The organism is Clostridium thermobutyricum DSM 4928, from assembly GCF_002050515.1.
Classification (GTDB): Bacteria; Bacillota; Clostridia; order Clostridiales; family Clostridiaceae; genus Clostridium; species Clostridium thermobutyricum.
This window is the reverse complement of sequence record NZ_LTAY01000023.1, coordinates 34,707-61,256: the sequence shown is the minus strand read 5'-3', so window position 1 is coordinate 61,256 and position 26,550 is coordinate 34,707. Positions and strand designations below refer to the sequence as shown.

At 25.0% G+C, this 26,550-nt stretch carries 26 protein-coding genes; 21 read left to right on the top strand and 5 right to left on the bottom strand.

What is annotated here, in order from left to right:
- The first annotated feature begins 139 nt into the window (after positions 1-139).
- Together CLTHE_RS03275 and CLTHE_RS16635 are read left to right on the top strand one after the other, a co-directional pair.
- The gene (locus CLTHE_RS03275) at positions 140-718 is read left to right on the top strand and encodes a hypothetical protein (protein ID WP_080021984.1); all 579 of its coding nucleotides are present in this window, start codon (positions 140-142) and stop codon (positions 716-718) included.
- Positions 719-1,442: 724 nt separating this feature from the next.
- Positions 1,443-1,610 carry a hypothetical protein gene (locus CLTHE_RS16635; protein WP_158082651.1) on the top strand — a complete coding sequence of 56 codons (168 nt, stop codon included), beginning with the start codon at positions 1,443-1,445 and terminating at the stop codon, positions 1,608-1,610.
- A gap of 188 nt (positions 1,611-1,798) precedes the next feature.
- Here the strand turns inward: CLTHE_RS16635 and nrdG are convergent, their stop codons facing one another.
- Positions 1,799-2,296, bottom strand: coding sequence for an anaerobic ribonucleoside-triphosphate reductase activating protein (gene nrdG / locus CLTHE_RS03265; protein ID WP_080021982.1), 498 nt, complete (start codon positions 2,294-2,296; stop codon positions 1,799-1,801).
- Positions 2,297-2,396: 100 nt separating this feature from the next.
- Entirely contained in the window at positions 2,397-4,520 is a 2,124-nt protein-coding gene (nrdD, locus tag CLTHE_RS03260) for an anaerobic ribonucleoside-triphosphate reductase (RefSeq protein ID WP_080021981.1), read from the bottom strand.
- A gap of 504 nt (positions 4,521-5,024) precedes the next feature.
- Between nrdD and CLTHE_RS03255 the strand changes: the two genes are divergently transcribed.
- The 8 genes from CLTHE_RS03255 to CLTHE_RS03220 all read left to right on the top strand — a co-directional run bounded on the left by CLTHE_RS03255 (position 5,025) and on the right by CLTHE_RS03220 (position 12,183).
- The gene (locus CLTHE_RS03255) at positions 5,025-5,822 is read left to right on the top strand and encodes a TIGR00266 family protein (protein WP_080021980.1); all 798 of its coding nucleotides are present in this window, start codon (positions 5,025-5,027) and stop codon (positions 5,820-5,822) included.
- 157 nt (positions 5,823-5,979) lie between these two features.
- On the top strand, positions 5,980-6,138 hold the full coding sequence (locus CLTHE_RS03250; RefSeq protein ID WP_080021979.1) for a DUF1540 domain-containing protein: 159 nt from the start codon (positions 5,980-5,982) through the stop codon (positions 6,136-6,138).
- A 224-nt stretch (positions 6,139-6,362) separates the two neighbouring features.
- On the top strand, positions 6,363-7,043 hold the full coding sequence (locus tag CLTHE_RS03245) for a type 1 glutamine amidotransferase domain-containing protein (RefSeq protein ID WP_080021978.1): 681 nt from the start codon (positions 6,363-6,365) through the stop codon (positions 7,041-7,043).
- A 352-nt stretch (positions 7,044-7,395) separates the two neighbouring features.
- The gene (tyrP, locus tag CLTHE_RS03240) at positions 7,396-8,856 is read left to right on the top strand and encodes a tyrosine-tyramine antiporter (protein WP_242945609.1); all 1,461 of its coding nucleotides are present in this window, start codon (positions 7,396-7,398) and stop codon (positions 8,854-8,856) included.
- 297 nt (positions 8,857-9,153) lie between these two features.
- Positions 9,154-9,576: a PPC domain-containing DNA-binding protein gene (locus tag CLTHE_RS03235; protein ID WP_080021976.1), complete on the top strand. Its 423-nt coding sequence runs from the start codon at positions 9,154-9,156 to the stop codon at positions 9,574-9,576.
- 417 nt (positions 9,577-9,993) lie between these two features.
- A complete protein-coding gene (locus CLTHE_RS03230; RefSeq protein ID WP_080021975.1) occupies positions 9,994-10,689 on the top strand; it encodes a hypothetical protein in 696 nt (231 codons plus the stop codon).
- Positions 10,690-10,734: 45 nt separating this feature from the next.
- Complete coding sequence (locus CLTHE_RS03225; protein ID WP_080021974.1) at positions 10,735-11,574, top strand: coiled-coil domain-containing protein; 840 nt, start codon at positions 10,735-10,737, stop codon at positions 11,572-11,574.
- A gap of 243 nt (positions 11,575-11,817) precedes the next feature.
- The gene (locus CLTHE_RS03220) at positions 11,818-12,183 is read left to right on the top strand and encodes a hypothetical protein (RefSeq protein WP_143324023.1); all 366 of its coding nucleotides are present in this window, start codon (positions 11,818-11,820) and stop codon (positions 12,181-12,183) included.
- A 455-nt stretch (positions 12,184-12,638) separates the two neighbouring features.
- Here the strand turns inward: CLTHE_RS03220 and CLTHE_RS16630 are convergent, their stop codons facing one another.
- A complete protein-coding gene (locus CLTHE_RS16630) occupies positions 12,639-12,815 on the bottom strand; it encodes a hypothetical protein (RefSeq protein ID WP_158082650.1) in 177 nt (58 codons plus the stop codon).
- A 317-nt stretch (positions 12,816-13,132) separates the two neighbouring features.
- Positions 13,133-13,957 (bottom strand): hypothetical protein, encoded by an 825-nt coding sequence (locus tag CLTHE_RS03215; protein ID WP_080021972.1) that lies wholly within the window; start codon positions 13,955-13,957, stop codon positions 13,133-13,135.
- Between the two features lie 264 nt (positions 13,958-14,221).
- Between CLTHE_RS03215 and CLTHE_RS03210 the strand changes: the two genes are divergently transcribed.
- The 6 genes from CLTHE_RS03210 (at position 14,222) to potE (ending at position 21,396) form a co-directional block, all read left to right on the top strand.
- Complete coding sequence (locus tag CLTHE_RS03210) at positions 14,222-14,566, top strand: YmaF family protein (protein ID WP_080021971.1); 345 nt, start codon at positions 14,222-14,224, stop codon at positions 14,564-14,566.
- A gap of 575 nt (positions 14,567-15,141) precedes the next feature.
- Entirely contained in the window at positions 15,142-15,840 is a 699-nt protein-coding gene (locus CLTHE_RS03205; protein WP_080021970.1) for an MgtC/SapB family protein, read from the top strand.
- A 643-nt stretch (positions 15,841-16,483) separates the two neighbouring features.
- The gene (arcA, locus tag CLTHE_RS03200; protein ID WP_002599585.1) at positions 16,484-17,722 is read left to right on the top strand and encodes an arginine deiminase; all 1,239 of its coding nucleotides are present in this window, start codon (positions 16,484-16,486) and stop codon (positions 17,720-17,722) included.
- A gap of 107 nt (positions 17,723-17,829) precedes the next feature.
- Positions 17,830-18,819 carry an ornithine carbamoyltransferase gene (argF, locus tag CLTHE_RS03195; RefSeq protein WP_080021969.1) on the top strand — a complete coding sequence of 330 codons (990 nt, stop codon included), beginning with the start codon at positions 17,830-17,832 and terminating at the stop codon, positions 18,817-18,819.
- A 33-nt stretch (positions 18,820-18,852) separates the two neighbouring features.
- On the top strand, positions 18,853-19,797 hold the full coding sequence (gene arcC, locus CLTHE_RS03190; protein WP_080021968.1) for a carbamate kinase: 945 nt from the start codon (positions 18,853-18,855) through the stop codon (positions 19,795-19,797).
- Positions 19,798-20,064: 267 nt separating this feature from the next.
- Positions 20,065-21,396 (top strand): putrescine-ornithine antiporter, encoded by a 1,332-nt coding sequence (gene potE / locus CLTHE_RS03185; protein WP_080021967.1) that lies wholly within the window; start codon positions 20,065-20,067, stop codon positions 21,394-21,396.
- A gap of 360 nt (positions 21,397-21,756) precedes the next feature.
- On the opposite strand, the gene CLTHE_RS03180 is transcribed toward potE, so the two are convergent.
- The gene (locus CLTHE_RS03180) at positions 21,757-21,924 is read right to left on the bottom strand and encodes a hypothetical protein (RefSeq protein ID WP_207651189.1); all 168 of its coding nucleotides are present in this window, start codon (positions 21,922-21,924) and stop codon (positions 21,757-21,759) included.
- A 114-nt stretch (positions 21,925-22,038) separates the two neighbouring features.
- On the opposite strand from CLTHE_RS03180, the gene CLTHE_RS16625 reads away from it, so the two are divergent.
- From CLTHE_RS16625 to eno, 5 genes are all read left to right on the top strand, one after another.
- Positions 22,039-22,179, top strand: coding sequence for a hypothetical protein (locus CLTHE_RS16625; protein ID WP_158082649.1), 141 nt, complete (start codon positions 22,039-22,041; stop codon positions 22,177-22,179).
- Between the two features lie 176 nt (positions 22,180-22,355).
- Positions 22,356-23,075, top strand: coding sequence for a Crp/Fnr family transcriptional regulator (locus tag CLTHE_RS03175; RefSeq protein ID WP_080021966.1), 720 nt, complete (start codon positions 22,356-22,358; stop codon positions 23,073-23,075).
- 220 nt (positions 23,076-23,295) lie between these two features.
- Positions 23,296-23,886 (top strand): rubrerythrin, encoded by a 591-nt coding sequence (gene rbr, locus CLTHE_RS03170; protein WP_080021965.1) that lies wholly within the window; start codon positions 23,296-23,298, stop codon positions 23,884-23,886.
- Positions 23,887-24,235: 349 nt separating this feature from the next.
- Positions 24,236-24,991, top strand: coding sequence for an FAD-binding oxidoreductase (locus tag CLTHE_RS03165; protein ID WP_080021964.1), 756 nt, complete (start codon positions 24,236-24,238; stop codon positions 24,989-24,991).
- 143 nt (positions 24,992-25,134) lie between these two features.
- Complete coding sequence (gene eno, locus CLTHE_RS03160) at positions 25,135-26,427, top strand: phosphopyruvate hydratase (protein WP_080021963.1); 1,293 nt, start codon at positions 25,135-25,137, stop codon at positions 26,425-26,427.
- The last annotated feature ends 123 nt before the right edge of the window (positions 26,428-26,550 follow it).

The window sequence follows — 26,550 nt, the reverse complement described above, 5'->3', positions numbered from 1 at the left end:
TTATTAAATTAAAAAATTAATGTATATAGAGATATAAATAAGTAATGTTAATAAATTTAAAAATAAGATTTATTTTTAAATATTGGTATTAAATTCATGTTAAAATTTAACTTGGATTTTTAAATTTGGGGGAGTACAAATGAAAAATAAAAAGGTTATAGGAATAATTATAGCAATAGTTTTTGTGATAATTATAATAATTTGTAGTTCGATTATTTATAACAAAAAACAGAAAAACAATATAACTAACCAAGGCACTAAATTAGAGATTAAGAAGAACGAAGAAAAAGTTAATCCAACATCTAATATTCAAAAGCCAAAGATGTTAACCGAAAAAGAACTAGCTGAAAAGGAAAAAGAAGCTGCTGAAGAATGGAAATTAAAGAAAAATAGTGATAAAAAATATGTTACATTAGAAGAAGCTCAGGATTATATAGCTGAAAAGAGTACGGAGCTTTTAATAAAAGAATTTCCTAATGAAAAAAGTAATGAATATGAATTAAGTAATAAGATAAGATCAATTTTAAAGACAACAATTACAGCAAAAGTAATGAAAGATAAATTTGATTTAAATGGACCTAAGTATGATTTACATCAATTTGATGTTGAAATAAGACCTAATGATGATTTAAAATTTGCACTTAATATTAATACAGATAAGATTATAGATAATAGCAATAAATTTATATGTATTACTAGAACTTTTAGTGCGGAATAAAGTAAAAAATAAAAATTTTATCTTTGCTTTTATTCTATAAAAAGAATAGATAATAATTGATAGATTACTAAGAGTAAATTAATAAAAATATTTATATATTGATATATAAGAGTAAAACTAATGAAGAAAACATTTTTTATTATTGGGATATTAATTTAAATTACGAATAAAAAAGCCTCTAAATAATGATTAGAGGCCGAAAATTAAATTTAGCTATGAGTAGTAATCAAATTTTTTTGATTATTATTATAAGTTACCAATAAATAAATGTCTATTATTTGAAAGACTATAATAACTGAGTAAAGTATTGCATTAGAAAAGAAAGAAATTGGCTTTGTTGTACTTGGCATATTTAAAAATGTAAAATATAAAAGTGCTATAGTATTAAGTCCAAACCAAAAAAAATTTATAAAGGCAAGTATCTTATAAGAAATATAAATTCTTTTTCTGAAAAATACAATTCCTATGTATAAGTAAATCGAATATAATAAAATAGTTATAAATAAGCTAAAGAATAAATTAATCAAGCTTCCAGTAGTATTTGAATTGGAAAATGTTTGGAGTGGTGGTCCCCAATTAGGATCAAATATTGAGTAGATCGAACCTAAAATTGATAAAAAAGGAAATACACATAACCAAAAAATTTTAGACTTTTTTATAAAAATATTCATAAAAAAAACTCCTTTGTATAATTTTTCTAATAAAGTAATTTTACAGGATGAAAATGAACTTAAAATTAAAATTAAAACAAAAAATAGAAAACAAGGAAATACTCTCAGCTTTTGCTTTGTGTGATTTAAATAAAGGAGCAAAGTGTGTAAAATGGAAGAATGAAAATAAAAAATATATCGTGAAGATTTACTTAACAAAATATGGTATTATATATAAATAATATTATTATGTGAATTAAATAGTACTTAATTAAGGGTCAAATTAAAAGGTGATAGGGGGATTTACTTTTTTAATTTTAAGGTCAAAAAATTGGAATATTATATTTTGCATCAGGATATGGAGAAGCTTAATATAAATGAAAGACTCTAAATAGAAATAATATATAAATCTATTTAGAGTCTTTTTTATTTATATTATTGTAATTACTTTATTTTCTTTAAGAGATTTTTTAACATCTATTACTCTTTGATTAGAAGAGCCTCTATATTTTAAGCTTATATTTCTATTAGCTATTTGAAATTTTCCATCTATTAAAACATCAACTTGATTTAATAATTCTAACTTTTTAGGATCACTTATAATTTGTTCGTATGTATATCCAGACCATAACCATATAGGTTTAGCTGTTTCTTTTTTTATTCTTTTTAATAAGTTCAATAAAGTATTATCTTTTGTTTGTTGCATTGGCTCTCCGCCAAGTATATTAACACCTTTAATTTGTGGATTTAAAGTATATTTTATAAACTCATCTTCAGTTTCTTTATTAAATTCATTACCATAATTAAAATTTTGTTGCTTATCATTAAAGCATCCATCACATTTATGAGTGCAACCACTTACAAATAAAGTTGTTCTAACACCAGGGCCATTTGTAACATCAAACTTTCTTATTTGTGCATAATTCATAAATTTTCACCCCTTGTATTTTTCTAAAAATTCATTTAATTATTTAACTTTTGTTGATATGTAAAGAGTGTTTGAAATACTCAAACACTCAAAATGTTTATTAAAGATGTAAAACTCTTTCTCCGATTTCTTGAGTTCTACCTTTATTCCAGAAATTAGTTCCAATATAACCACAAGTTCTTCTCATAACTTGCATTTCATCTTGGTCACTATTTCCACAAGAAGGGCAATGCCAAGTTAAATCCTCTTTATTTAATTGGATTTCACCTGTAAATCCACATTTGTAACATACATCTGGTTTTGTATTTATTTCAGCATATTGAATATTGTGATAAATAAAGTTTATTACATCTTCAATAGCTTCAACGTTTTTGCTCATATCTGGAACTTCTATATATGAAATACATCCACCAAGAGATATATTATGGAATTGTGATTCAAATTTTAATTTAGAGAATGCATCAATTTCCTCACATACATGAACATGATATGAATTTGTATAATATAATCTATCAGTTACATTTTCTATTTTTCCAAATCTAGCAGTATCAATTTTACAGAATCTATATATTAAACTTTCAGCTGGAGTTCCATATAAACTGAATCCTAATCCAGTTTCATTTTTCCACTCATTACATTTGTTATTCATGTGATTCATTACTTCTAAAGCAAATTTTTCTCCTTCTGGAGTTGTGTGGCTAACTCCAAGCATTGCATAAGTTAATTCACATAATCCAACATATCCTAATGAAAGTGTAGAATATCCATTTTTAAGTAATTTATCTATTTTTTCACCTTTTTTAAGTCTAGCTATTGCTCCATATTGCCAGTGAATAGGACTAGAATCAGAAGTTATTCCAAGTAACATTTTATGTCTAGTAAGTAATGCTTCTTTACATAATTCTAATCTTTCATTAAATATTTTCCAGAATAAATCCATATTACCTTTAGCTAATATTCCTATTTGAGGAAGGTTAAGACTTATAACACCTTGGTTAAATCTTCCATACCATTTATAATTTCCATTTTCATCTTTATAAGGAGATAAGTGTGAACGACAACCCATTGGAGGGAATGCATTTCCTTCATAATTTTGTCTCATAATTTTAGCTGATTGGTAATCAGGAACTAATCTTTTAACTGTACATTTAGCTGCAAGTTTAGTTATATAATCATATTTTCCACCTTCAAGGCAGTTATGTTCATCTAATAAGTATACTAATTTAGGGAATGCTTCACCAATTTCTTGTCCTTTATAGTTTTTCATTCCTTCTAATCTTTGTCTAATCATTTCTTCACAAATTAAAGCCATTTCTTCTTCATAAGGATGACCAACTTCTATTTCTAAATAAATTGTAGAGAATGGTGCTTGACCGTTAGTAGTTTGTAAAGTTGATAATTGATATCTTATAGTTTGTATACCATCTTTAAGTTCTTTCATTTTAGCATCTAAAGCTAATTTCTTAGCTAATTCTTCATCATGTAAAAGTTCTAAATAATGATTATATGCTTTATTTTCAGTTACTTTAAGATATTTAGCTAAATGTTTTATAGTAATACTTTGTCCCCCGTATTGGTTAGAAGAAACTTGAGCAATAATTTGAGTTGCTACAGTACATGCAGTACTAAATGATTTAGGCTCTTCTACTAATTTTTCATTAATGACAGTAGAGTTAGAAAACATATCTTCTAAGTTAACTAAACAGCAGTTAAACATTGGTGATAAACTATAATCCATATCATGCCAATGAATAGCTCCTTCATCATGTGCTTGAACTATGTAAGCTGGAATTAATTTTCTTCTAGAAATATCTTTAGATACTTCACCAGCAATTAAATCTCTTTGTGTTGCAGCTACTACTGGGTTTTTATTAGAATTTTCATTCATTACATCTTCATTTTTTCTACTTAATAAATTTAAGATACTTTCATCTGTAGTATTAGTATTTCTTTTAAATTCTTGTACAGCTCTATAACCTTCATAAGCTCTAGCGGTTTCTATTTGACCGTAATGAACTAATCTATCATATACATATCTTTCGATTTTATAAATTGTAGCAATATCATTTTGCTCAATAAAGTATTTTTCAGCATCATCAGCTATTAATTTAGCTATGTCTGGTAAGTAAATTCCACTACCATTTTTCATTGCTTTTGTTATAGCTTCATTTATTTTATCTTTGTTAAATTCTACGTTACTTCCATCTCTTTTTATTACGTCCACTTAAAACCACTCCTAAAATTATCTTTAACAAAATGTAAGTCTTTTCACTACAGTTTGTTTATTATGTCCTGAAAGACACAGAATATTGTACTACTAAATTTATTTTCATACAACATATTGAATTTTGATATTTTAAAGGAATTATAGGCTTATTCTTTAAACAACTTAATTTTTCGACATAAATTCTTAATTTTTTAAAATAATATGCTTCTTGAAATTTTTAAAAATTATTTTTCATATTAAGTTATAAAGATAATCTTTTAGTTTTTTATAAGTTAAATTGTTTTATAAATATAAAAATTGAAAACAATTTATTATTATATTATTTGATAAATTAAAAAAATATTTGATATATATTAAAAAATAATATTTTTTTTAAATCTATTATATATAAATTTAATAAATATTAAGGTATATAATAATAAAAATAAAAATTTAACTAAAAATTAAGTTTATATTGAAATAGATTAGTGTAAAATATAATAAAAAATAGGAGGTTTTTTTATGTATAATGATGAAATAGACTTTAAAATTTATGGCGATGATATGCAGTTTGTAGAAATAGAACTTGATAGAGGGGAATCTGTAATTGCTGAGGCCGGAGCCATGATGATGATGGATCAAAATATTCAAATGGAAACTATATTTGGTGATGGAAGCAAAAAATCTGGTGGACTTTTTGGTATGCTTGGTGGAGCTGCTAAAAGAGCTATAAGTGGAGAAGGTCTTTTTATGACTTCATTTACTAATGGTGGACCTCTTAGAGAGAAAGTTGCTTTTGCATCTCCATACCCAGGAAAAATTATTCCTGTAGATTTAAGAGCATATGGTGGAAAAATTATTTGCCAAAAAGATGCGTTTTTATGTGCAGCTAGAGGTGTAAGTGTAGGAATTGATTTTAAAAGAAAGCTTGGAGCTGGATTTTTTGGAGGAGAAGGATTTATTCTTCAAAAATTAGAAGGTGATGGTATGGCTTTTATACATGCTTGTGGAACTATAGTTAAGAAAAGCTTATTTCCAGGACAAGTTTTAAAGATTGATACTGGATGTTTAGTTGCTATGACTAAGGACATAAATTATGATATACAATATGTTGGTGGAATAAAGAATAGTTTATTTGGTGGAGAAGGAATTTTCTTTGTTACAGTAACAGGACCTGGAGATGTTTGGGTACAAAGCTTACCTTTTAGTAGACTTGCTTCTAAAGTCTTTGCAGCAGCTCCTCAAGGTGGAGGAAAAGATGTTGGAGAAGGAAGTGTATTAGGTGGGCTTGGAAATTTATTTCAAGACAATAGATTTTAATAAAAACTACTTATTATATATTATAAATATGGAAGCCTTCTTTAGAGGGCTTCTATTTATTTAGAAGTATTGGAAAATATTAAATTAAATTTTAAGAATAAAAAACCCTTCTTAGAGACAAAATAAAATCGTAATTTAATTAAAGGAGGGGATTTAAATGGAAAAGAATCCTTCAATAAAATGTTCAGTTCAACAATGCAAGCACCACGCTAATGCAGAAAACTATTGTACATTAAATGCAATAGAAGTTGGAACTCATGAATCAGATCCAAAAATGACTGAATGTACAGATTGTTTATCATTTGTAGTAAAATAATCTAACATAATAAAAAGGAATTAGAGAAATCTAATTCCTTTTATTTATTATTAGATTTAATATAATAAATTTTTATACTTTACTTTTTATAAGTTAGTAAACAAAAAGTGCGTACTTGTAGATAGCTTATTAGATAATTATAATAATTAATATAATTAAGAAGAAAACTTTTAATTTAAAAAATATATATTGAAAATATTAATTTAAACAAAGGAGAAAATAAGATGAAAAAGATTTTAGTAGTTGTAACAAATGTATCTAAATATGATAATTATCCAAGACCAACAGGATTATGGTTAGGAGAAGCTGTTCATTTCGTAAATGAAATAGAGAAAGCGGGATATGATATTGATTATGTAAGCCCTAAAGGAGGATATACTCCAATCGATCCTCATAGTTTAGAAAATGACTTTATGACTGAAGTTGATTGGAAATACTATACAGATAAAAACTTTATGAATAAATTAGGAAATACACTATCAGTTGATGAAATAAAAGTAGAAGATTATTCAGCAATATATTATACAGGTGGACATGGTGTTGTTTGGGATTTTCCAAATGATGAAAAGTTAGCTAAGATAGCTATAGATATTTATAATAATAATGGTATAGTAGCATCAGTTTGTCATGGAGCTACTGGACTATTAAATATAAAAAATGAAGATGGAAGTTATTTAATAGCTAATAAAAAAGTAACTGGATTTTCAAATAGCGAAGAGATAGCAGTTCAATTAGATAAACTTGTTCCTTTTTTAACAGAAGATGAGCTTGTTAAAAGAGGTGCAAAATATGAAAGAGCTGAAGATTGGGCTCCATTTGCTATTACAGATGAACGTTTAGTTACAGGACAAAATCCTGCTTCTGGTGCTGATGTAGCTAAGCAAGTATTAGAATTATTAAAATAATTAGTAGATAAATTAAATATTAAAAAGGACAGAATAAATTATATTTTAATCTGTCCTTTTTTATTATATTTTTTATAGTTGAAGGTTTATTAAAAACTTATAAATTGTTGAAAATTTAAATAAATTATATTGAAAATAGATAAAATTTTAATAAAAATAGAGAAAATGAATGAAATATTTACATAATTATGGGGGCATTAATGAATTAATAGTTAAAAATATCTATACCTATAAAAAACTAGTGAAAAAACAGATTTTAACTAAACAATAAATCAGATGAGAGTATAATTTTATAAAAAAAATATATATTTTGGGGTTAGATAATATATAATTATGTATCTATAATTAGCATATGAAGATTTTCGAGGAATCTTCAGATAAAAAATTATATATGAGTGGGAAGGATGTCGTTACTATGGAGAAGAGTAAAAAACTTAGTCTAGTACAATTAATTGGTATTACTATGGCTTTCTTTGGTACTGTAAGAAGTGTTCCTACACTAGCAGCAACTGGTTGGACACAAATTTCTTACCTTATCGCAGCAGTAGTATTATTCGCTATTCCAATAGCATTAATTGCAGCTGAACTTGCAACTGCATATCCTAAGGAAGGAGGTCCTCAAGTTTGGGTTAAAGAAGCATTCGGAGAAAGATTTGGATTCGTAACATCATGGCTTTTATGGGTTCAAATGTTTTTCGGAATGGTTATGATAGCTTCAACAGTTGGAGTTATGATTGGATACGGAGTTGGTAGTCCAAAACTTGCTCAAAGCAACATATTCATATTTATATGTATAATAGTTGGATACTGGTTAGTAACTTTACTTAACATGAAATTTGATATGGTTAAAGTAGTTGGTAACTGGGGAGCAATCATTGGAGTTTATATTCCATTTGCTTTATTAATAATCTTAGGATTAATTTACTTAGCTAAATTTGGAATAAACCCTCATGGATACTTAGCTGGTGGATTCTCAGCTAGTAAGGTAGTACCTAATTTCCATAATAGTGGAACATTAACTTTATTCTCAGCTATTGTATTTATATTTGCTGGTATTGAAATTTCTTCAGTTCACGCAAATAATATTGATAATCCAAAGAAAAATTATCCAGTAGCTGTAATATTCACATTAATAGTTATCATAATTTTAAACTTAATCACTGGTTTAACTATGGCAAATGCTGTTCCAAATGGAACTATGGAGTTCTCTAATATTCTACAACCATTCTCAATATACTTTAAAGCATTAGGAATTCCAATGATATTCACAAATATCATAGGATGGATGATTGCTATTGGTATATTAGCACAATTATCTGCTTGGGTTCTTGGACCATCAAAAGCAATGATTAAAGTTGCAGAAGAAGGATTATTACCAAAAGTATTCCAAAAAAGAACTAAAAAAGGTATACCAGTAACTTTCGTTTTAATTCAAGCTATTGTTATTTCTTTACTAGGTTTTATTTATGTAATAGTACCAAACGTAAACACTGCATTCGTAATGATTACAATTACTACTACAATAATTTACTGTTTAGCATACATCTTAATGATATTTGCAATTATCAAATTAAGATATTCTAAACCAGACTTAGAAAGACCATTTAAATTAGGTGGAAAAGGAACAATGTGGTTTGTAGCAATTCTTGCATTAATTGGTGTTTTCTTAACAATAATAGCAAGTTTAATACCACTAAAAGGAATAAATCCATTAGGATATATTTCATTCCAAGTAATAGCTTCAGCAGCTATGTTCATAATTCCATTAATAATTTATGCTTGCAAAAAACCAAGCTGGAAGAAGGACGCTTAATTATTAATAGACGAATCTTGATATATAAAATAAATTTTTAGCCCAAAATGAAATTTATTTAATATATTTAAACGACAGACTTACTCAATAAATAAAAATTTTCACTAATAAGAAGAACTCTTTAAAATTTTTTAAAGGGTTCTTTTTATAGATTTAAACAATTTAGTAAAGAAGAGTTGTCATTATATATGATTTTACAAAAAAGATTTTATAAAGAAATTGTTTAAAAAATTTTTTATACTGTTTTACTGATTTATAAAAATATAATAAAATACGTTAAAGTTTGAGGTGTTAAAAATGGAATTTAAAAAAATAAATAATACATGGATTTTAAGAATAGATAAAGGTGAAAAAATAATAGATTCTATCAAAAAGTTTTCTAAAATAAATAAAATTAAGCTTGCATCTATTTCTGCGATAGGAGCAGCAACAAATATAAGAATAGGATATTTTAATTTAGAAACAAAAGTTTATAATGAAACTGTATTTAATAAAAAATATGAAATAACTAGTTTAATTGGAAACTTAACAACTAAAGATAACGATCCATACCTTCATATGCATATAAATTTTAGTGGTGAGGACTGTATAACTTATGGAGGACATTTTGTTGAAGGAACAGTAACAGCAGTATGTGAAATTATTTTGACAGAAATAGAAGGTGAAGTAACTAGATACTTTAATGAGGATTCAGGGTTGAATGTAATGAGTTTAAAATAATGAGTTTAAACTTATTATAAAATTTACAATATTTTTAAAAAAAGAAAAAATGATATAGTAAGGATAATTATAGAATATATAATAAAAATAAACTAAAAGCTTTGAGAGTAATAATAGAACTTTCAAAGCTTTTAGTTTATATATAATTTTAATAAATAATCAAAAATTAATTTAAATAGCAAACATATTTTAAAATTTTAAATTGTAAAATTAATAAATTTAAATAATAACTAAGTTTTGTAGTAATATATTTGGTTTATAAAATAGTATTTTAAATATTTATAATATTATTAAAAAATAAAAATCATAAAATTAATAGTGTTTTTATAATGATTAAATAAAAATTGACTATTTAAATAAAAAAGTATATATTAAATAATGCGTGAAAATATTTACATAAGATGAAGGGGGATTAAAGTGATTAAGCATAAAATAATTATTGGATTTTTAGCAACTTCATTAGCTATTTCTGGATCAGGTATAGCTATAATAAATGCTTCAAAATTAAATAGTGAAAATCAACTTGCTATCACAAATCAAAATGTATCAAACTATGTTGATAAAGTAAACAGCACTATAAGACTAAATGAAAACATAATAAATAATATTAAAAATGAAAATGATAAATTAACTAAAAAAAATAATGTTCTTGAAAAATCAAATTCAGAAAATATAGATAAATTAAAAAGTGAAGAATCTAAAAATGAAATTTTAGAGAAAAAGCTTATATTACTACAAAAAGAAAATGGACAACTACAAAATAAAAATAAGGAATTAGTTAATGAAAATAATAAATTAACAAATGAAAAAAATTTGCTAACTAATGAATTAGTAAAATTAAATCAAAAGATTAAAAATTTATTAGATGCATTATCTATAGTTAAAGGAAATTCCGATTATAAAGATATGAGTTCTAAACAGCAATCACAAATAATAGCAACCTTATTACATTATTGGGGATATAGTATAAAGACATCTAAAAAAATTGCAAAGATATTACAAAATCCTACTAAACCTTGGTACTGGTATGTAAAGGAAAATAAAAGTGATATAAACAAGAAAAACGAAAATCAAAGTAATAGTAAAAATTTAGAAAATACTATTACAACTTAAAATTTAATAGTAAGATTAAATATATAAACAAAGGAGAAAGATAAGATGATAAGAGCAAAAGCAATTGCACTGAGTGCAGCTACCATATTAGCAGTGGGGGGAATATCAATAGCGCTGTTATATGCAAATAAATATAATGGAGATCAGGCTTTGAAAAAAGCTCAGTCTGATGTACAAGTTTATGAAGTTAATTCTGTAAATGCTATGAAAAGTGCAGAGAATACAATAACTACATTAAAAGGAAATATAAACACTTTAAATGAGAAAATTTCTTCCTTAAAAAATCAAATAGATACTATTAATAAATCAAAAATAACTTTACAAAATCAAATAAATAAGCAAAATAGTGAAATAAAAGAAGATCAAAATACAATTGAAAATTTAACTAATCAATTAAAAAATGAAAAAGGAGCGTATGCAACACAAGCTTCAGAAATAGAATCATTAAATAAACAAATATCAGATTTAAATAATAAAATAAAAAACTTACAATCAAGTAATTCAGATTTACAAAATAAATTAAATACTGCAAATGCAACAATAGCTAAATTAGAAAAAGAGTTAACAGATGATCAAAAAGAATTAGAAACTGATACAAATAATCTAGAAAAAGCCCAAAATGATTTGGCGAAAGCAAATAAATCATTAAATGATAAAAATACACAACTAGATAATTATAAAAAAGCTTATGAAACAGAATACAATCAAGTAAAAATAGCTAATGAGCAAATTGCTAAAGCTAATAGCGATGTAAAAAAATATACTACAAGTATAGATAATACAATAAATGCTGGAAATAAAGAATTAAATCAATTTAATAAATTTTTAAATAACAATAAATCAACTAGTAATAGTTCAACTACTAATAATAGTACAACTAAATAAATCAATTAAAATAAAAAAGTTCTAACTATTATATTTAGAACTTTTTTTTTATTTTAAATTTAATTAGATTAATAGTATCATCTAATTTAAATTAAGAATATATTTTAAAAGAATAATTATTTAGAAAATATAGGAAATAAGTAACATTTTAGTTAAAAATTTATATAATATAATATAATATAAGTTAATTAATCTAATGTTTTGTTAGATTAATTAATAAAAATTATGTATAGAGGTGTTTTTATGTATTATTCAGAAGATGATAAATGTATGAGCAGAAGAAATCGCTGCAAAGAATATAGATGGGAAAACGAAAGAAATTACTGGGAAGATGATGAATGGGAAGACAATGAAAATTGGTTTGATAGAAAAGATAAATGTAGAGATAGAAAAAATCACTGCAAAGAAGATAAATGGGAAAACAACGGAAATTGTTGGGAAGACAAAGAAGATTGTTTTGACAGAGAAGATGAATGCAGAGATAGAAGACATCATTGTAAAGAAGATAAATGGCAAAACAGAAGACATTGCTGCAAAGAAGATAGATGTAGAAAACATTGTCGCATTTATGTATGTAAATGTAGATGTAAATGTAGAAGATGGTGCTAGTAGATAGAGAGTATACCAGTAAATATAGAAATTTTAATTTTGATATAGCACTTGATATAAATTAGCAATAGAAAAATATATAATATAGGATAAAAACTATAATATTTTAAATATTCAACTAACCATATTTTTTAATATGGTTAGTTTTTTAATTTTAGCATTTAAAAAATTATTTATAGAGAAAAAATATTGGAACAAGTTGATAGTAAATGAAGTTTAAAAATATAAAGAAGAAGAAATTTTAGTTATTATAAAAATTATAAATTAAAAATATAGTAATTTTATTATATAAATATCTAAAATTTAATATAATAGGTTTATTTTTGGGAATAGTTTGATATAATATAAATAAGAAAAGCTTAGTGCTGGTAACACTAAGCTTAGTCTCAGAACATTTATTTTTGTTTTAGGGCTACTGAATTAAATTAATCGAAAATTAATTTGAAGAAAAAGTGCTATTCTTTGTCGGATGGGGCACTTTTTTCTTTGCTTTTAATTTCAATATCAAGACCAACAAATTTAATTGTAATCTTTAAATAATGAATAAAAAGATTATTATTTAAAATTAATCTAACAATATAGATTGTGACAAAACTTAATATAAGTAAAAATAATAAATCTTGCATATCCAATACCACCTCCTTGCTATGATGATATATCATCAATAGTCCAAGGAGATTAAAATGTCCAAAACCTCCGTAGCCATCCACTACTATTTGAAATATATAGAAATTATACCATAATAATGAAAATAATTAAATGGAAATATAAAATAAAATTTATGAAAATTACATATAGATTTATAAACTTATGTAGATAAATATGTGAGCTTAATTAGATAAAATAAATATAGAAATAATTAGTTTTTATATTTATTTTGACAGTATAAACAGAAAAGTAATATTTATAGAATATAAGAAATACCACTATTTTAAATAGTGGTATTTTTTTATAAATAACTTTTAAAACCAATAATACTTGAAAGTATTAAAGATATTATAGAAAAAAGTAATCCTACTGATAAAAATGATATAAGTAAGCAATTAAAAGTAATTACATATATTAAAATGCTATAAAAGTTTATTTTAAGTAAAACGAGTACTATGCTAATAAATAAACTTAATAAAAATAGAAATCCTATACCATCTAATGAATTATTAATATCAGCTTTGCTAAGTGACATATGGTTACTAATTGAAAAAGATATAATTATAAAAATCCAAAATTTAAATGATGATAAATTTTCTATAGAAAATAAAAATTTAATTATTGTAAAGAATTCATGTCCTAATTCCTTAAAAAATCCAATAAAGTTTAAATTGCTTATAGAACCTGAAATTTCTTTTATAGCTATATTATTTGTTATATTGAAATATGTATTTGGTAATAACAGCCTTAAAATTACTATTATAATAAGAGTGCCTATAAGTATTGGAGCCACTCCTATAAAGAAATTACCTATTCTTTGATATATATTTTTAGGATTGAATGTATGTTTTACATGTCCTAATTCTCCGCCAATATTTAATTTTAAAGAAAACCATTTAACCTCCACTACTCTATGTAAAAATATTTTACACATTATATAATGGCTAAATTCATGTACTGTAGTTCCAATAATTCCAGTAAGAATTATTCCATATCTTCCAAAAGTTCTGTATATTAAATTATTACTTTTTCTTTCTATTTGCCCTATTATAAGCCCAAAAACTATTAAAATTAAAGTTATTCCTATAGTAAATACTATACTTAGCTTGAGTATTTCAATAATCATATTAAATTCCTTTCACTTTTATGTATTATTAATTTCTATAATTATAACTCATAAAAGAATACTTTCAAGTAATAATACTTTTATTTAACTAAAATGAAAAATTCACTTGATTTAATATAAATAACTATATTTTTTTCAATTAAGAGTCTATTAAGTTTATATAATATAGAATTTAAATATTAATTTTTTTATATTTATAAATTTAGTAACAAATATCTACAATTTGTATATTATGTATTATAAAGAAATATAGGAGTTGATTTTATGTCAAGATGCGAAAAAGAAAGACAATTTCATGTTCATGAATTCTTAGGAAGCACAAGACTAGCTGAAAGAGGTTCAGATGATGTTCATAATCATAGATTTGCTGGAGTTACTGGAGAAGCTATAAGAAAAGGAAATAGTCATGTTCATAAAATAAAAACTAAAACAGACTTCTTTGATCATTATCATATTATAGATGTTTGTACTGGACCTGCAATTCCTGTAGGAGAAGGTAGGCATATACACTTTGTTTATGCTGTTACAAGAATGGCAGATGGACATAGACATGAATTTATAGTTGCAACTTTAATAAATTCACCAATATTTGAAGAAGAAAGATGTTAATATAAAAGAGTAGTATTTAATACTGCTCTTTTAAAATTTATTATTATTGATAAATAAATTTAAATTGTTTTAAATTAGATAGTAGGGTATACATAAATTAAATAATAATTTGATATAAAGATTTAAGTGTAGGGGTTAATAAAAATGGATTTTAATGATTTAGCTAGACAGTGGGACAATGCACGGAGAATAGAAAGAGCAAAAATAAATTATAATGAAATAAGAAAGAATTTAGGATAGGTTAAGATAAGAAAATCAGCTAAAGATGATATAAAAGCTATTTTAGATATTTATAATTATGCTATATTAAAAACAACAGTAAGTTATGATTGTAAACCATGTACTCTTGAAAGGAGAATTAAGTTATATAATGAAAAATATAGTTTTTATAAAAGATGCTAGTTTTTAGAGAATATAGCATCTTTTTATATTAAATTGAAAATAAATAGTAAATAAATATAGAAGTTTTACAATATATATATAATATGATATATACTTTAAACTAATAGATTAATAATTTAATAAAAATAAAGTTATATCTATATTTTAAAATATGATTTGAAGGAGGTAATAAAATGAATGGAAAACCAATAACAGGTCCAATATACAGCATACATGATATAATAATTAGACTTGTTCTTGCTGGAATATTAGCTGGAATTATAGGAATTGAAAGAGAATTAAAATCAAAAGATGCAGGACTTAGAACTCACTTTTTAGTTGGTATTGGTAGTGCATTAATAATGATAGTATCTCAATATGGTTTTACTGATGTTGTTATATATAATAATATAGCAGTTGACCCAAGCAGAATAGCTGCTCAAGTTGTAAGTGGGATAGGATTTTTAGGTGCAGGAACTATAATAATAAATAAAAAAGTGGTTAGAGGATTAACAACTGCAGCTGGGATATGGGTTGCGGCAGCAATTGGTCTTGCATCAGGAGCAGGATTATATTGGATAGCAATTATTACTACTGTTGCAGTATTAGTGGGACTTGAAATATTGCAGAGAGTTTTTAAACTTAATTCTCATAAAGTCATAGAATTAAAAATAATTTTTACTTCTAAGCCTAAAGATGATTTAATAGAGTTATTAGGAAGAAACTCATTACATATATTAAGTTTCAACACAGAAACTGAAAGATTAGAAGAAAGCAAGCGTTATCATATAAACTGTAGGTTTAGATGCAAGAAAAATGTAAATACTTTGAATCTGTTAAATCAAATAAATGAAATTCCAGGTGTTAGTTATGTTAACATAGAAAATGTATAAAATTAGCTATCTTATTTTTAAGATAGCTAATTTTTTTTGTTATTTTAGAAAACATCATTAAAATATATGATTAATAAAAATTTATAAATTGAATATTTATACAAAAAAACTTTTTTATGCAAAAATGGTAAATAAATGTATATAATTTATAAATTTCTAATTCAATAACTTATAAAATTATACATTTTCATAAATTGAAAATTTATGAAAAAATAGTCAAAAAATTAAAAATATAATGTATAGGGTTACATTTAAAAAATAAATAAAAGTATTAATAAAAATTGAAAAATAAATGTATATATTTGAAAATGATAAATAATATACAAAATTTTGAATTAAATAATATATCATTTGTATAAATATTAAATTTGGGAAATATGGTAGATAATTAAAGAAAAATAGAGATATTTAGATTTAAATTATAAAAATTAAGTTTAATTCCAATTAGATAAAATTTATTTGAATTTTCGGAAAATTACTTATGGGAATACAATGTGGGTATGGACAAGCTTTCAGAAAAGCAAGCAATAAAGCTAATGTAAACGATAGATGATTTTTAAGATAAAAGTTGTTTACATGATAATTTAAATTGTTTTACTTTTAAAGCTATTTCATAAAAAAATTTAAAAATGAGGTGATTGTTATGAAAAACTGTTTAAATGTTACATCAGAAATTGGTAGGTTAAAAACGGTTTTACTACATAGACCTGGTGAAGAAATTGAAAATTTAACACCTAGTCTATTAGAAAGATTTCTATTTGATGATATTCCTTACTTAAAACTTGCACAAGAAGAGCATGATGCTTTTGCACAAGTTCTTCGTGATGCTGGAGTAGAAGTACTTTATTTAGTTGATTTAGCAGCTGAAGCTATGGGAACTAGTCAAGAAGTTAAGGATGCTTTTATTGATGAATTTATCAAAGAAGCTAATATTCAAAGTGAATCATTAAAAGAATCACTTAAAGAATATTTTTTATCTTTTAAAGATAATAAGTCCGTAATTTCTAAAATGATGGCAGGAGTAAGAAAAAAAGAAATAAGTCACTATCATAAAGATTCACTTTGTAATCAAGTTCACAATGATTATCCATTTGTTTGTGATCCATTACCAAACTTATATTTTACAAGAGATCCTTTTGCAACTATTGGAAATGGAATAACTTTAAATCATATGAGAACAAACATAAGATCAAGAGAAACTATATTTGCTAAATATATATTTAAATATCATCCTAGATTTAAAGATCAAGAGATACCTTATTGGTTTAATAGAGATGAGGATTTTTGTATTGAAGGTGGAGATGAATTAATTTTATCAAAGGATATAGTTGCTATAGGTATTTCTCAAAGAACTGATGCAATATCAGTAGAAAAAGTAGCTAAAAGACTTTTATTAAGTGGAAAAACAAATTTTAAAACTGTTTTAGCTTTTAAAATACCTGTAAGCAGAGCATTTATGCACTTAGATACAGTATTTACTCAAGTTGATTACAATAAATTTACTGTACATCCTGAAATAGTTGGTCCATTGAATGTTTATGCATTAACTGTTGATGAAAATGATAAAACAAGATTAAAAACCACACAAGAAGTAGATACATTAGAAAATATTTTAAGCAAATATTTAAATAGAAAAATAACATTAATAAGATGTGGAGATGGAGATAAAATTGCTTCTGCAAGAGAGCAATGGAATGATGGTTCTAATACATTAGCAATTGCTCCAGGAGAAGTTATAGTTTACTCAAGAAATTATGTAACAAATGAATTATTAGAAAAGAATGGTATAAAAATTCATGTAATACCATCATCAGAGCTTTCAAGAGGTAGAGGAGGCCCAAGATGTATGAGTATGCCTTTAGTAAGAGAAGATTTAGATTAATAAGGTTTATTAATTATTATATATAAATTACTACAAGTTAAAAATTGAAAATAAAAGAAAATGGAATTTAAATAAAAAAATTTTTATAAACTTAGGAGGAGATTATTATGCCAGTAAATTTAAAAGGAAGAAGTTTCTTAACATTAAAGGATTTTACACCAAATGAAGTTAGATATTTATTAGACTTATCTCATAGCTTAAAAGAAAAAAAATTAGCAGGAATAAAAGGAAATATATTAGAAGGTAAAAATATTTGCTTATTATTTGAAAAAACATCAACTAGAACTAGATGTGCATTTGAATGTGGAGCAGAAGATGAAGGAGCACATGTTACTTTCTTAACTAATTCTCAAATGGGCAAAAAAGAATCAATAGAAGATACTGCAAAAGTATTAGGAAGATTTTATGATGGTATAGAATTTAGAGGATTTGCACAAAAAACAGTTGAAGATTTAGCTAAATATTCAGGAGTTCCTGTATGGAATGGTCTTACTGATGATGATCATCCAACTCAAATTTTAGCTGATTTTATGACAATAGAAGAACATGTTGATAAGCCATTAAATAAAATTAAATTAGTTTTTGTAGGAGACATAAGAAATAATATGAGTTATGCATTAATGTATGGAGCTGCAAAAACAGGTATGCATTTTGTAGGGTTAGGACCAAAAGCATTATTCCCATCACAAGAAAAATTAAATGAAATTAGAGAAATGGCAAAGGAAACAGGAGCAGTTATTGAAATAACTGATAATATAGCTGAAGGTGTAAATGGAGCTGATGTTATTTACACGGATATTTGGGCTTCAATGGGAGAAGAAGATAAGTGGAAAGAAAGAGTTGATTTATTAACTGATTATAAGGTAACTAGAGAAATGTTTAGTAAAACTAATAATCCAGAAACTTTATTTATGCATTGTTTACCATCATTCCATAACTTTGAAACAAAAGTAGCTAAAGAAGCAAAAGAAAATATGGGATTAGATATAAGAGAAGTTGAAGATGAGGTATTTAGAAGCCATAATTCAGTAGTATTTGATGAAGCAGAAAATAGACTTCATTCAATTAAAGCTATAATGGTTGCAACATTAAGATAAATTATATTTTTAAGTTAGAAAGGAGGAATAATTATGAAAATTGTAATAGCACTTGGCGGAAATGCTTTGCAAATGGATAAAAATTCAAAAGACTCAAGGGCACAACTAGAAAGTTGTAGAAAGACAGCAAAAGCAGTTGTTAATTTAATTGAAAAAGGACATCAAATTTCATTAGTACATGGAAATGGACCTCAGGTAGGACAAATAGTATCAAGTATAGAAACTGCTCATAAAACTGATGAAGGGAATGTATTATTCCCATTCGATGTATGTGATGCTTTTTCACAAGGATATATTGGATATCATTTACAAAATGCAATTTTAGAAGAACTTTCTAACCGTAATATAGATAAGAATGTTGAAACTATAATAACTCAAGTAGTTGTTTCTGAAAATGATCCAGCTTTTAATAATCCAACTAAACCTATAGGTTCATTTTATACTAAAGAAGAAGCAGAAATTCTTGAAAAGAAAAATGGATATATTTTAAAAGAAGATTCTGGTAGAGGATATAGAAGAGTAGTTCCATCTCCAAAGCCAATAGATATTGTTGAGAAAAAATCAATTAAAAGAATAGTTGATGCTGGAGACATTGTTATTGCTTGTGGTGGTGGAGGAATCCCTGTAATTAAGAAGGATTCTAAATTTGAAGGAATATCAGCTGTAATAGATAAAGATTTCGCAGCTGAAAAATTAGCAGAAATTCTAGAAGCTGATGTACTTATGATACTTACTGCTGTTAGCAATGTATGTATAAACTATAATAAAGAAAATGAAAAAAAATTAGAAAAAGTCACAGTAGCTGAAATTGATAAATATATTGAAGAAAATCAATTTGCAGAAGGAAGTATGCTACCTAAAATAGAAGCATGTAAAAAGTTTGTTATTTCTAATAAAGAAAGCAAAGCTATAATTGGATTTTTAGATGAAGCAATGGAAGTCCTTAAAGGAGAAAAAGGAACAACAATAATTTATTAATATATATTTTTAAAAGCTATATTTTAAATATGATTTTATAGTAATTTATATTTAAAATATAGCTAAACTTAAATTAAAATTAATTTATTTAAATTGGAGGTGAAGAGGTTGATAGATCTTAAATATAATTGTAATTTAAATATAATTAGTAAAATTTAAATAGATTAAAAAGATTATAAAATATATATAATTTATAAGGTGCAAGAAATAATTTAATAAGTTTGGAGTGAAATTTAATATATTTATAGGTTTTATCAACCAAATATTATGGGAAGCACGAAAACTAAAATGAATGTTTGGCAGTTAACAATGATAACTGCTATAAATATGATTGGTTCAGGTCTTATAATGTTACCAGCGGATCTAGCACAAGTTGGGACAATGTCAATTTTATCATGGATTATAACAACAATAGGAGCAACAGCACTTGCATATGGATTTGCAAGGTGTGGAATGTTTAGTAAAAGAGATGGAGGTATGGGTGGCTATTCAGAATATACATTCGGAAAATCAGGAAATTTTATGGCTAACTATGGATATGCAATAGCCTGTACCATAGCTAATGTTGCAATTGCAGTAACAATAGTTGGATATGCTTTAACTTTTTTAGGAATTAAACTTTCACCAGCAATGAATACTGCATGTGTAATATTAGTTGTTTGGTTAACTACTATTCCTAATTTTTTCAGTGCCAAAATAACAGGAATAATTGGTTCTTTTACAATTTGGGGAATAATAGGTCCAGTAATTATATTTTGTATAATAGGATGGTTTTGGTTTAGTCCATCATTATTTGCAGCTTCTTGGAACCCACATCATTTAGGATTATTTCATGGTATAAGTCAATCAATTTCCATAACATTATGGGCATTTTTAGGCTTAGAATCAGCTTCAGCTAATATGGAAGCTGTTGAAAATCCTCAAAGAGATGTTCCTATAGCATGTTTAGGTGGAACTATTGGAGCTGGAATTATATATATAGTATCTACAAGTATAATACAAGGAATTGTTCCAGGACATTTATTAGCTAATTCTAATGCACCATTTGGATTAGTATTTGCTACAATGTTTACTCCACTTATAGGTAAAATAGTTACAGGAATAATGGTACTAGCATGTTTTGGTTCTTTATTAGCTTGGCAATTTACATTAGGTCAAGTTTTCAAAAGTTCAGCTGGTCAAAATTATTTTCCTAAAATATTTAAAAAAGTATCAAAGAAAGATGTTCCAGTTGTAGGGCTAGTAATATTATGTATTCTTCAAAGTTTATTTGCATTACTTACAATAAGTCCAACATTGAATAAAGAATTTGAAACAATAGTAAACTTATCAATAGTAACGAATATGATACCATATGTATTATCAATGGCAGCAGTGCCAGTAATACAAAAATGTGCAGGAATAAAAGGAAAGAAGGCTTTAATTCCAAGCATAATAACATTTTTAGCTGGAGTATATAGTCTTTATGCAATGTATACCTCAGGGGCACAAGCTATGTTATATGGTGGAGTAGTTGCGTTATTTGGTTGGACATTATATGGAGCTTTAGCAAATCGTTTTGAAAAAGAAAACGATTTATTAAATAAAGATTTTAAATAAAAAATTTATTTAATAAGTGTTTTATTAAATTAGAAAACTTTAAAAGCTTAAATATTATTTATGAAATTAATACAATATTAGAAGATTTATAATAGGGATTATACAATTTATAAACATTTATAAATTTTATAATAAATATTCATAAGGTTTATATAATACAAGTTATATAAATAAAGATATTTCACAAAAGCCATGTAATCTTATTATCTAAAGATTACATGGCTTTTTATCTTTATTTTATCTTTAAACTTTCATTTTTAAATTCAACTATGTCTACAAGAGGAAGATTCCCTAATATAACCTTTGTATTTTCAGGTACATTTTCAAATTTAATAGTGAAAATATCATTTCCTTCATCAATTATAGTTGGATAATTTCCAATTCCGTAGGATTCTTTACATAAAATATATTTTCTTTCATAAGCTTTAAAAAAGCTTTGTCATCTCCTCGAATTGCTTTAAGAATAATAATCTCTTTTTCATCATATGATTTTTTTATACTCCCTAAAATACCTATTAAAGTTCCCATATTTCCTCTCTTTCTAAGTGTACACCTTCATTTTACATCAATTAGACTGAGAATAAATACAAAAAGATTCATATAAATATACATTTTTGGAAAAAATATTAATGAGGTGATTTTTTGAGGATTAAATTAAAAAGAAATACTATTATAGTTATAGTTGTTGTTATTTTTATAGTTCTTACTTCTATGAAATTTAAATATTATTATCCAAATTTTAGTGTTAAGAATAATAGTAATTTTGAAATTTTTAAAATATAAAAATATATTTTAAATTAAATTTATATGAAATTGATTTAAATAAAAACTCTTTAGATGGTTTGAATATGATTTTAATATTATAATATATTTTATGAAAGAACAAAATTTTACAATTAAATTTCTTATATCTATAGGATATTATAATGTTTTAAAAGTTAATTAAGGAGATGGTCAATATGCAAGTGAAAAATAACAATAAAAAAGTTATTTTTGGCTCACGAGAAAATGAAAATCACATTTTTGAATCACTTACCCTTGAAGAATTAAATGGAGTAATAGAATTAAGGAAACATATTAATTTAAAAAAAGGGGAAAAGCTATTTTTAGAAGGTGAAACTATTGAAAGTATTTTTATTGTGAGTAAAGGGGCATTAAAATTAATAAAAAGTACTTCAAATGGAAAAGAACAAATAATTAATATACTTAATTCTGGAGATTTAGCAGGAGAGGTAAATGTGTTCGGAAAAGAGAAAACTAGTAAAGTATCTGCTATAGCAATTAATGAAAGTGAAGTATTTGAGATAAATAAATCTGATTTAGACAAGCTTATTAACAATAATCCATCTATTTTAATTAAATTATTAAATGGACTGAGCAATAAAGTAATTCATTTACAGAACCTAACAGCAAATTTATCTGAAAACAATATAAATTCTAGGATTGCATGTATGCTTCTAGAGTTTTTAGATAAATATAAATCACAAGAAGGTGAAGAAATATCAATAAATCTTCCTATAAATCGTGGAGAAATGGCGAATTATTGTGGAGTTACTAGAGAAACGATTAGTAGAAAATTATCTAGTTATGAAAAAGAGAAGATTATTAAATTAAAAGGAAAAAAATTAATTATTTTAAATAAGGAATCATTAGAAGGCTTTATATTTAAAAATAAATAAATGGAATTATACAATAAAATATTATAGATATAAGAGTTAGAAATTAATTTTGAATCTTAGTAATTGAAAAATACAGTTCCTATCAGATTGTAGAAATGCAATATGATAGGAATTTTATTTATAGGATTGAATTTTGAGACAAATAAAGTAACAATAGGAAAGTTTTTATTATATATAAAATATAAAGGTTAATATTAAAGGGGTTTAAGGAGAGTAAAATATGAAAAGTTTAAAAGGAACAAAAACAGCAGAAAATTTAATGAAAGCATTTGCAGGTGAAAGCCAAGCAAGAACTAGATATACTTATTTTGCTAGTGTAGCTAGAAAAGAAGGATATGTTCAAATGGCAAATATATTTTTAGAAACTTCTGAAAACGAAAAGGAACATGCAAAAAGATTTTATAAATTTTTAAAAGATGATTTAAATGGAGAACAAATTGAAATAACAGCTTCATATCCAATTGAAGTTCCAGAAGATACAAAAACAAACTTATTATTTGCAGCTGCAGGAGAACATGAAGAACAATCAGTTTTATATCCTAAGTTTGCTAAAGAAGCAGAAGAGGAAGGGTTTTTAGCTGTTGCAGCATGTTTTAAAAAAGTAGCAGAAGCAGAAATTAGACATGAGAATAGATTTAATACTTTAGCAAAAAATATTGAAGAAGGAATTGTATTTGAAAGAGAAGATCCAAATACTTTATGGAAATGTGAAAACTGCGGATATATATTTGAAGGAAAAAAAGCTCCTCTTAAATGTCCAGCTTGTTTACATCCACAAGCATACTTCTCTTTATGGAATCAAACATATTAATAAAATAAATTATATATAGGAAATGAAAAAGGACTTTAGCTAAAAGTTAAAGTCCTTTTATATGAATTGTAATAAATTATTTTTGAATAAATGATTAGAATCACATAAAAAATAAAGGAGCGTTGATAATATAATAGCATAAGGAAGAATAAATGTTTAAATTAATCTAATATTAATTCAGAGCGATTTGATAAGAAATAAAAAATAGTTTAAAATGAGGTTAATGAATAACAATTATTCAAAATATAAATTCTTTATCAAATTGTATTTTAAAATCAGACTATTTTGATAAAGATTTATGAATTAAATTTTATAAAATTACTAAATTTAAGATAAGGAGAAATAAATAATGAACGAAGTTTTAGATAGAGTAGAAAATTACACTTGGAATGGATTTAGAGATTTTGTTGTATATAAAAAGGTTTATGAAAGCAAAGACATAATATCATTATATTTAAAGGGGAATGATGATTTAGGTCTTGCAGAAATGAAACCAGGACAATTTATTGGAATAAAAGTAAAAACAGAAGATGATGAGATTAAAAAAGTAGTAAGAATGTATAGTTTATCATCAACACCAAAAGATGATTTTTATAGAGTAACTATAAAGATAGTTGAAGGTGGAAAGTTAACTACATATTTAGATAAAAATTTAAAAGAAGGTGATTTACTAGAAGTAATGATGCCTAAAGGAAATTTTAAATTAGAAAAAGAAAAAATTAATAGACCTATAGTTCTTTTAGGTGGAGGAATTGGAGTTACGCCAGTTTATTCAATGTTAAAAGATATTGATGATAGTAAAGATACATATTTTATATATTCTTTAAGAAATAAAGATTCAGAATGTTTTTTAGAGGATGTAAGATCATATAAAAATTCAAATAATACAAAAGTAAATATTTTCTTTACAAGACCTTTAAATAATGAAAAATTAGGTATAGATTATGATTTTCAAGGAAGAATATCAGAAGAGTGGATTAAAAATAATCTTCCGTTAGATGGTGAATTTTTCTTCTGTGGAAATAAAGGATTTATAGATACAGTAAAAGAAGCTTTAGAAAATTTAAAAGTAGATAAAGATAGAATACATTATGAATTCTTTTAAATAAAATCTATCTTACATAGTAATAATAAAAATGATTATTATACTATTTAAATAATAATTTATAAATTAATTTAATTTTAGAAGATTTAAATAGTTTTATAAATAATAAAGTACATATTTCAAAATAAAAGGAGGAGTTTATTATGAAACAATTTATTGAAATTACAAATATTATAGGAAGACAAGTGTTAGATTCAAGAAGTTTTCCAACAGTAGAAGTTGAAGTTCATTTAAGTGATGGAAGTTTTGGAAGAGCAATTGTGCCATCTGGAGCATCTACAGGTATTTTTGAAGCTCTAGAATTAAGAGATAAGAATGAAAAAGAATACTTAGGAAAAGGTGTTAAAAAAGCTGTAGGTTATGTTAATAATGAAATTGCAAAAGAACTTATAGGAATGAATGTATTAAATCAAGTAGCTATTGATAAAAAGTTAATTGAACTAGATGGAACTAAAAATAAAAGTAAATTTGGAGCTAATGCAATACTTGGAGTTTCTTTAGCAGTAGCTAGAGCAGCAGCAAATGCTGTAGATATGCCATTATATAGATACATAGGTGGTGTAAATTCAAAAGTATTACCAGTTCCAATGATGAATATTTTAAATGGTGGAGAACATGCTGATAACTCAGTAGACTTACAAGAATTCATGATTATGCCTGTAGGACTTGGAAGTTTTTCAGAAGCATTACAAAGCTGTTCTGAAGTATATCACAAATTAAAAGGAATATTAATAGAAAAAGGATATTCAACTGGTGTAGGAGATGAAGGTGGATTTGCTCCAAACTTAAAATCAAATGAAGAAGCAATAGAAGTCATTCTTGAAGCTATAGAAAAAGCTGGTTATAAAGCTGGAGAAGAAATGTTTATAGCCATAGATGCTGCTTCATCTGAATATTTTGAAAATGGTAAATATGTACTAAAACATGAAGGAAAAGAATTAACTCCAGAAGAAATGGTTTCATTCTATGAAGACTGGGTAAATAAATATCCAATAATCTCTATAGAAGATGGTATGGCAGAAGAAGACTGGGAAGGTTGGAAGCTGTTAACTGAAAGATTAGGAGATAAAGTTCAACTTGTAGGAGATGATCTTTTCGTAACTAATACAGAAAGATTAGAAAAAGGAATTAAATTAGGAGTTGCTAACTCTATTCTTATAAAATTAAACCAAATTGGTACTTTAACAGAAACTTTAAATGCAATAGAAATGGCTAATAGAGCAGGATATACAGCTGTTGTTTCTCACAGATCAGGAGAAACAGAAGATACAACTATTGCTGATTTATCAGTAGCTGTTAATGCAGGTCAAATAAAAACAGGAGCTCCTGCAAGAAGTGAAAGAGTTGCTAAATACAATCAATTATTAAGAATTGAAGATGATTTATGTGATTTAGCTGAATATAGAGGAATTAAATCTTTTAATAACATTAAATAATTATTAGGATAAATAATATTATAAGTGGTAAATTAAAGATTTTTATAATAACTAGAATTAGTTAGAGTTTACTGAATTTCTAATCTAACTAAACAATATAAATTAAAGAGGCATCTAGATTAG